General features: G+C 46.0%; 7 protein-coding genes. 5 read left to right on the plus strand and 2 right to left on the minus strand.

The genetic code is table 11. The features are described from left to right. Positions 1 to 57 precede the first annotated feature (57 nt). Positions 58 to 1,122, plus strand: coding sequence for a type VI secretion system baseplate subunit TssG (gene tssG / locus ACM615_RS23725; RefSeq protein ID WP_431012619.1), 1,065 nt, complete (start codon positions 58 to 60; stop codon positions 1,120 to 1,122). Between the two features lie 97 nt (positions 1,123 to 1,219). On the opposite strand, the gene ACM615_RS23730 is transcribed toward tssG, so the two are convergent. Together ACM615_RS23730 and ACM615_RS23735 are read right to left on the minus strand one after the other, a co-directional pair. Next, complete coding sequence (locus ACM615_RS23730) at positions 1,220 to 1,525, minus strand: hypothetical protein (protein WP_431012613.1); 306 nt, start codon at positions 1,523 to 1,525, stop codon at positions 1,220 to 1,222. Between the two features lie 47 nt (positions 1,526 to 1,572). Next, positions 1,573 to 2,223, minus strand: a complete 651-nt coding sequence (locus ACM615_RS23735; RefSeq protein WP_431012614.1) for a hypothetical protein — start codon at positions 2,221 to 2,223, stop codon at positions 1,573 to 1,575. 126 nt (positions 2,224 to 2,349) lie between these two features. Between ACM615_RS23735 and ACM615_RS23740 the strand changes: the two genes are divergently transcribed. From ACM615_RS23740 to ACM615_RS23755, 4 genes are all read left to right on the plus strand, one after another. Further along, on the plus strand, positions 2,350 to 3,222 hold the full coding sequence (locus ACM615_RS23740) for a phosphorothioated DNA-binding restriction endonuclease (RefSeq protein WP_431012615.1): 873 nt from the start codon (positions 2,350 to 2,352) through the stop codon (positions 3,220 to 3,222). A gap of 244 nt (positions 3,223 to 3,466) precedes the next feature. Further along, on the plus strand, positions 3,467 to 6,058 hold the full coding sequence (locus ACM615_RS23745; RefSeq protein ID WP_431012616.1) for a type I restriction-modification system subunit M: 2,592 nt from the start codon (positions 3,467 to 3,469) through the stop codon (positions 6,056 to 6,058). A gap of 1 nt (position 6,059) precedes the next feature. Further along, complete coding sequence (locus tag ACM615_RS23750; protein WP_431012617.1) at positions 6,060 to 7,340, plus strand: restriction endonuclease subunit S; 1,281 nt, start codon at positions 6,060 to 6,062, stop codon at positions 7,338 to 7,340. A gap of 9 nt (positions 7,341 to 7,349) precedes the next feature. Beyond that, positions 7,350 to 8,017, plus strand: a 668-nt coding sequence (locus ACM615_RS23755; RefSeq protein WP_431012618.1) for a type I restriction endonuclease, incomplete at its 3' end; no start/stop codon positions are given.

Consider the following 8,017-nt stretch of genomic DNA (forward strand, 5'->3'; position numbering starts at 1 on the left):
TCAGTCCGGGACACAATGGACATGGCCGGAACGCCGCCTGACGCGGGTGCTGTTCTGATGACGCCGGATGATTTTGATGACCATGCAGAAAAGAAAGAGAACGTCCTGAAGGCATTCTGGCGGGACAAGGAGGGGAACGACCGTGCGCACGCGTTTAACTTCTACCGGTTCTGCCAGCTGCTGGAAAAACAGCTCTCGGATAAGAAACCGTTAGGCAGCACCTTCTCGCCGAAAAACGACGCGGTGCGTTTTCGTCCGCATCCGGGGATGGGTTTTCCTGTCAGCGAACTTAAAGCCGTCGAAACGAGCGAAGAACGCCCTGATGCCCCGCCGACGGTGCGCACTACCTTCTTGGGGCTGTACGGCGTGGATTCGCCGCTGCCGACCGGCTACATCGATGACATCACCCAGCGACGCGAAGGTCACGAGGCGCTGGAAGCCTTTTTAGACATATTCAACCACCGGATGATGACGCAGTTTTACCGCATCTGGCGAAAATACAGCTACCCGGCCACCTTTGAAGACGGCGGTACCGACAAAACATCCCGCAGCCTGATGGCTCTGACCGGCATCACCGACAGCGGCGACGTGCCCGCCTCGCGTTTACTGGCGTTGCTGCAGCCGCTGGTCAGAACCACCCGCACGGCGGAGGGGATTGTGAGCATGATCCGCACGCAGGCACCAAATACGCAGGTCACAGTAAAACCGCATAAGGTCACGCGGATGCCCTCTGGTAAACGGGCGAGATTCTCTTTTTCAGAGCAACAACGGCTGGGGGATCATCTGGTTCTCGGCAGTGAAACCTCGGATGCCAATTACTGCATCGGCGTGGAGATGTTTACCGAAGACCCAACTGAGGCCAAAGGCTGGCTGCCCGGAGGTCAGTTGCGTGAAGATGTCTTTACCCTGCTGCGCGTGTATCTGGGGTGTGATTACGATGCCAGCCTGTCTCTGACTATCCCGATGAAGCTCGCACCGCTGCCACGCCTGGGTGATCCTATGCTGATGGCGGGGTATAACGTGGTGATGGGGTTACGGGAAGATAATCTGGATGACATGCCGGCGGAGGTGACGATGAAGTTGGGGCGGATCCGGGATAAGAAAAATAACAAATTTAAATAACAAAGGAGTGCCACATGTTAAATGCCATTCTGGAAGGGATAGTTGACAAGCGATCTCGTTAATTTGGGATCGCTATGAGAGTTCTTGTCAGTTTGGCTTATTTATTCCACAACGCTTTATGTATTTTTCCGGTCTGGTGATACTCAGCAACCAGATCGATAAATTCTTTAAAATCGCTGTTCTCTTCAACCAACCGATTAACTGATTGCCAGTCGATGCTGGTCCGTTCACGTGCCGGAATCAACGTCTGACTGTTCCCAGGATCTTGTGGGTTCAGCAGGATCACACCAATACCGTGCAGCGCACAAAGCATCTGGAGTTCCCGTTCTACTCCACGCTGCTTATCTTCATTAATCTCTGTAGCAACGAGATAACCAAAATGCGCCCAGCTTGAATTACTCACTGCCTGAAAGAAACACTCACGCACGTTACTCCGGTTAAGCTGGCGCTTTACCTCAATGACCACAACCGGGTCAAACGGCCTTCGCTATGGCGAACGCAGTTTTGTACAACAGTATCCCAGCCTTTATCCAGAGGTTGCAGCGCAACAATATCGGGATAAAGCCAGTGATTTGCTCCCAATCCTTTGTTATTGCTCGAACGCTTTTCGTCGATACGGCGACAAAGTAATTCTTCTTCTTCCGACAGATACTCAATCAGTAACGGATAAAGAGCATGTTCAGTAAAACTCATTGTTTCCACTGAAGATACTGGAGTCATGTCAGAAAGTGGCATTATTTGAGTCGTCTCGACAAGATCCTCACCCCAGTAGTACAACCGAGGTCTCGGCTTATCCCTTGTCATCACTTGCGTGCACATAGCTTTTGCTTTCACGGTTCGGCTTCCGCCGATTTCCGCAGTGATCTGATTCAAAAAATCCTCATCACTGGCAAAGCGCGTATTGTTGCGTTTTTCAGTCAACTCGTCTTTATAGGTTTCGATGATTTTTTGCGCCAGTTGGCGAGCAGTGAACTGATTGCCAGGATTAGCCTGCAACACGTTGATAATCATTTGGGGACGACTGGTCTTAGACATGCTGATATATCCCTCATCAGCACCTATGACGCTGATATTGTGTTGAGTAACTCCTGTAATCGCCACAGTCTACCTTCCCTGAACTCCGGAACCATGATCGGTATCACCTCGCAGAGTTTTACCGAACAATCATTGAATTACCTATTCTTTGCGAGCATGATCGCAATAACTTCAACCTGTTAAACTTCAGCTATGACCTCTCGTAAAGCACTGCAAACGGCAATTTCAAATGTGGCAGTCTGGCGCAAAGGCGACCAGTGCGCGCCGCATAAACCTCTGCTGTTGCTTTATGTTCTATCTCAATACCTGAGAGGCCATCCCCAGCTCTTCGACTACGGGCAAGAGATCCACGAACCGCTGACAAAATTGCTGGCTGACTTCGGCCCTAAGCGGCGCGACTATTATCCGAATATGCCGTTCTGGCGGTTGAGAACCGACGGATTCTGGACACTTGAAAATACTGAGGGTTGTAAGCCACGCAAAGGCAATATCCAGCCGACAAAACGTGAGCTGATTGAGAATCATGTGACTGGTGGTTTTGACGAAAGCAGTTACCAGATCCTTCGGGAAGCGCCGGAAATGATTAACAAGCTGGCGCAACAGATCATGACAGAGCGTTTCCCGGAAAGCCTCCAGATACTTCTCGCAGACCGTCTTGGATTTGATTTTACGTCTCTGATGAAAGCGCGCGATCCACGTTTCAGGGAGATTGTTCTTCGGGCTTATCACTCACGCTGTGCTATCTGTGGCTACGACTTGCGGCTGGATGGCGCACTTGTAGGACTGGAAGCGGCGCATATCCGCTGGAAACAATACGGCGGGCCGTGCGAAGTGAATAACGGGCTGGCGCTCTGTTCCCTTCATCACTCTGCCTTTGATATGGGAGCGATAGGAATAGATGAGCATATGACTATCCGTATTTCCGGTGGAGTAAACCGAAGCCCGGTTGTGGATCATCTTTTCTGGCAGCGTGACGGAAAACAACTTTATTTACCGCAAGATAAAGTTTACTGGCCGGCGGAAAGGTTTATTGAATGGCATCAGAGTCAGGTGTTTAAGAGCTGAGGTGTGTTCTTTTTGTTGAAGACTACAAATCAACATCCCAACGCAATGGATAAATACTCGCGCCATTGAAAGCAACATTGAAGCTGTTACGTATGAAGATGGCTTTATTGGTGGGAATCTAAACTTAGACTACTCACTGATACAAACTCGTAAGGCCTTGCCGCTGGCAAGAGGCTCTTATCAAACGTACAATCAAAAACCTAAAATAGCCTTTACCAAAAAACTGCATCTAACAGGACTCATAGTGAATAAACAGCAACTTGCGGCAAAAATCTGGGAATCTGCCAACCAGATGCGTTCTAAAATTGAAGCCAACGAATACAAAGATTACATACTCGGTTTCATCTTCTACAAGTACCTAAGCGACCAGCTGGTGCAGTTTGTCACCAGACAGGGTATGACGCCCGCAGACATCAAAGCCCTCAATGAAGAAGACGCCGACACCGTTAAATACGTGCAAGACAACCTGGGCTACTTTATTGCCTACGACAATCTGTTCTCTACATGGATTGATCCAACATCCGAATTTGATGAGTCTAACGTGCGAGATGCGCTCTCCGCCTTTAGCCGTTTGATTTCGCCAACCTACAAAAAACTGTTTGAAGGCATTTTTACCACCTTAGAAACAGGTTTAAGCAAACTGGGTGAAAGTGCAGGCAAACGCACCAAAGCCATCAGCGATTTACTGCACCTGATCAAAAGCATTCCCATGAATAGTAATCAGGGGTATGACGTACTGGGCTACATTTACGAATACCTGATTGAAAAATTTGCAGCCAATGCGGGTAAAAAAGCCGGTGAGTTTTACACGCCCCATGAAGTTTCGGTACTGATGTCGAACATCATCGCCCATGAGTTAAAACACAAAGATACCATCAAAATTTACGACCCTACTTCTGGCTCTGGTTCGTTGCTAATCAATATCGGTGAGGCAGTCGAGAAATACGCTAAAAATAAAGACAGCATCACCTATTTCGCCCAGGAGTTAAAAGCCAACACCTACAACCTAACCCGTATGAACCTCATCATGCGTGGTATCAAAGCCAGCAATATTAAAACCCGTAATGGCGATACCTTAGAAGACGATTGGCCGTATTTTGATGAAAGCGATCCACAAGGCTCGTACTACGCCTTGCATGTCGATGCAGTGGTGTCCAATCCGCCTTATTCACAAAACTGGGACCCAAGCTTTAAAGACAGCGATCCGCGCTATTCACGTTTTGGCCTCGCACCTAAAACCAAAGCCGATTTTGCTTTTTTGCTCCACGACCTCTACCACCTAAAACCCGATGGCATTATGGCTATCGTACTGCCGCATGGTGTCCTGTTCCGTGGCGGTGAAGAAGGTAAAATTCGTGAGCAACTCATTGAACAGAATCACATTGATACTATTATCGGTTTACCGGCCAATATCTTTTTTGGCACCGGCATTCCCACAGTGATTTTGGTACTCAAGCAAAAACGCCAAAACACAGATGTATTGGTGGTCGATGCCTCCAGACACTTTATGAAAGAAGGCAAAAACAACAAACTGCAAGCCAGTGATATCAAGCGTATTACCGATGCGGTGATTAACCGCGAAAATATCGACATGTTCTCGCAACTGGTGAGCAAACAAACCCTACGCGACAACGGTTACAACCTCAACATACCGCGCTATGTGGACTCCTCTGCGGCGGCACAAAGCTGGGATTTACACGCCACCATGCTGGGCGGCATCCCCAACAGCGAAATTGCCGAGCTGCACAACTATTGGCAAGCTTTTCCGCAATTGCACGATACTCTGTTTACGCCAAAATCCGCCGCTTACAGTGAGCTGGCCATTGCCAAGCAAGACGTCAACGCCAGCATTAGTGGGCACCCGCAAGTGTTGGAGTTTATTAACGCCTACAACCAAGCCTTTAATGGCTTTGATGACTACTTAAACACCCAGTTAATACAAAACTGGCACAGCGTAAAGCGTAACCAACATGAGGCGGTATTAAGTGCCGAGCTATTTACTCGTTTAGCCCCTATTGCCTTAATCGACAAATACCAAGCTTTCCAATTTCTGAACAACCAATGGCAAATCATCAGCGCCGATTTAGAAATGATGCAAACCGAAGGCTTTGCCGCCACTAAACAAGTTGACCCTAATATCGTCATCAAGAAAAAAGACGGCAAAGACACCGAAGTGCAAGAGGGCTGGAAAGGTCACATATTGCCTTTCGATTTAGTGCAACAAACTTACTTAAGTGATGACTTACAAGCCCTGGCAGCTAAAGAAACCCGCCTGGCAGAAATCGCCAGCACGCTGGAAGAAATTTTAGAATCCCTGAGCGAAGAAGAAAAAGAACAAGATACAGTAAAAGAAAGCAAAGACGGCTTTGCCAATACCGAATTAAGCAAAGCTGCCAAGGCTTTCTTGAAAGAACAAAAAGACAGCAAAGTTGAATTCGTAGAAGAAAGCTATGAAGCCAAAATCATTCGCGCAAGTAAATTAATCGATGAAGAAAAAGCCCTGAAAAAAACGGTCAAAGATGCCGCCGCTGCCCTGCACTTAAAAACCAAAAAAACCATCGAAGAATTAACTGATGAACAAGTGAACAACTTGCTGCACCTTAAATGGATTGCGCCATTAAGCACCGAACTCGCTACTATGCCTAGCACCGTGATTACCCAGCTCACCAACCAAGTACAAGCCCTTGCCGATAAATACGCCGTCACCTATTCGCAGGTGGCCCATGAGATTAAATCCACCGAGCAAGAACTGGCGGAGATGATGATTGAACTCACCGGTAATGAATTTGATCTACAAGGCTTGACCGAACTCACCTGCTTACTGAAGGGTAAATAAGATGAGTGTCGAGAAGAAAGTGCCAGAGGTTCGTTTTGAAGAGTTTAGTGGAGAATGGGAGGAGAAGCCATTTGGAGCTTGCTTTGTCAACATACCGAACAATACTCTTTCTAGAGCAGACTTAAACTACAAAACTGGGTTGGCCAAAAATATTCACTATGGGGACGTATTAATTAAGTTTGGTGAAGTTCTCGATGCAAGTAGTGAGCCATTGCCTTTTATTACAAACAATGATGTAGCCAATAAGCTAAAACATGCCGCCTTGCGAAATGGTGATATTATCATTGCTGATGCCGCTGAAGATAGTATTGTTGGGAAATGCACCGAGTTATTTAATATAGATGAGCAGTTGATTCTTTCTGGATTGCACACGATTGCTGTTAGGCCTGCTTTGCCTTTTGCTTCTAAATATCTTGGATACTACTTAAACTCATCTTCATATCATGATCAGTTATTGTCGTTGATGCAGGGTACAAAAGTACTATCAATATCAAAGACAGCACTACAGAACACGAATGTTAGATTCCCAAGGAGTTCGGAAGAACAAGCCCAAATCGGAAACTATTTCCAAAAAATTGACACACTGCTCAATCAACACCAACAAAAGCATGACAAACTCAGCAATATTAAAAAAGCAATGCTGGAAAAAATGTTTCCGAAACCGGGCGATAAAATTCCAGAAATCCGCTTTAAAGGGTTTAGTGAGGATTGGGAAAACAAGGGTATAACAGATATTTCTAAAGTTTTTATTGGGTTAGTAACCACCATGACCACTTCGTATAGAAGTCATGGGGTACTACTAATAAGAAATTCGGACATAAAGAGTAATGGATTTGAGTTTTCAGCGAATCAAATTTATTTAGATCAAAAATTTGCTGATGAAAACTCGAGTCGAAAACTAATGCTGGGTGATATTGTAACAGTTCATACTGGAGATGTTGGCACTTCTGCTGTTGTTACAGAAAAAGAAGAAGGTTCTATAGGATTTGCAACCATTATTTCAAGGCCAAACAAGAATATTGTTGATTCAAATTATTTGAATGTATTCCTTAATACGGATTTTCATAAAAATTTTGCACTCAATGTATCTACAGGTGATGGCAGAGCTAATTATAACTTAAAGGACTTCTATAAATTAAATGTTCCACTTCCTGTTGTTGCGGAACAAAAAAATATAGGGTTATTCTTCCAAAAACTCGACATTTTAATCAACCGACACCAACAACAAATAACCAAACTCAATAACATCAAGCAGGCTTTCTTGAGCAAAATGTTTGTATAAGGAGCGCACATGATCACTTTCAAAAACGAAGCGCAATTTGAGCAGGCCTTTATTGAGGTACTCACCAACAAAGGTTGGGAGCCGGTGATACTCAAAAACAAAACCGAAGCCGATTTGCTGCAAAACTGGGCATCCATATTGTTTGAAAATAATCGCCAGCGGGATCGCTTAAACGATGTCCCGCTTACCGCGACTGAAATGCAGCAAATTATTGAGCAAATCAAAGAGCTTAAAACCCCCCTCAAGCTCAACAGCTTAATTAACGGTAAAACCGTGGCCATTAAGCGCGATAACCCAGCCGATACCTTGCATATGGGCAAGGAAGTCAGCTTAAAAATATACGACCGCCAGGAAATCGCTGCAGGCCAAAGCCGTTACCAAATTGTGCAGCAACCCAAATTTGAACGCGGCAGCCCTTTGCGTAACGACAGGCGTGGTGATGTGCTATTACTGATTAACGGTATGCCGGTGATCCATGTAGAGCTGAAGCGTAGTGGTATTCCGGTTAGCCAGGCAGTAAACCAAATTGAAAAATACAGCAAAGAGGGTGTATTTAGCGGCTTGCTTTCGCTTATCCAGGTCTATGTGGCAATGGAACCTAATGAGACAAAATACTTTGCCAATCCGGGGCTAGACGGCAAGTTTAACCCCGACTATCAATTTAACTGGGCCGATTT

It is taken from the genome of Rahnella sp. PAMC25617 (assembly GCF_050606005.1).
GTDB lineage: Bacteria > Pseudomonadota > Gammaproteobacteria > Enterobacterales > Enterobacteriaceae > Rahnella > Rahnella variigena.

What these genes read in the sequence shown, in the direction of transcription:
- tssG (WP_431012619.1), top strand. Translation starts at nt 58, where the DNA reads ATGACGCCGGATGATTTTGATGACCATGCAGAAAAGAAAGAGAACGTC.
- ACM615_RS23740 (WP_431012615.1), top strand. Translation starts at nt 2,350, where the DNA reads ATGACCTCTCGTAAAGCACTGCAAACGGCAATTTCAAATGTGGCAGTC.
- ACM615_RS23750 (WP_431012617.1), top strand. Translation starts at nt 6,060, where the DNA reads ATGAGTGTCGAGAAGAAAGTGCCAGAGGTTCGTTTTGAAGAGTTTAGT.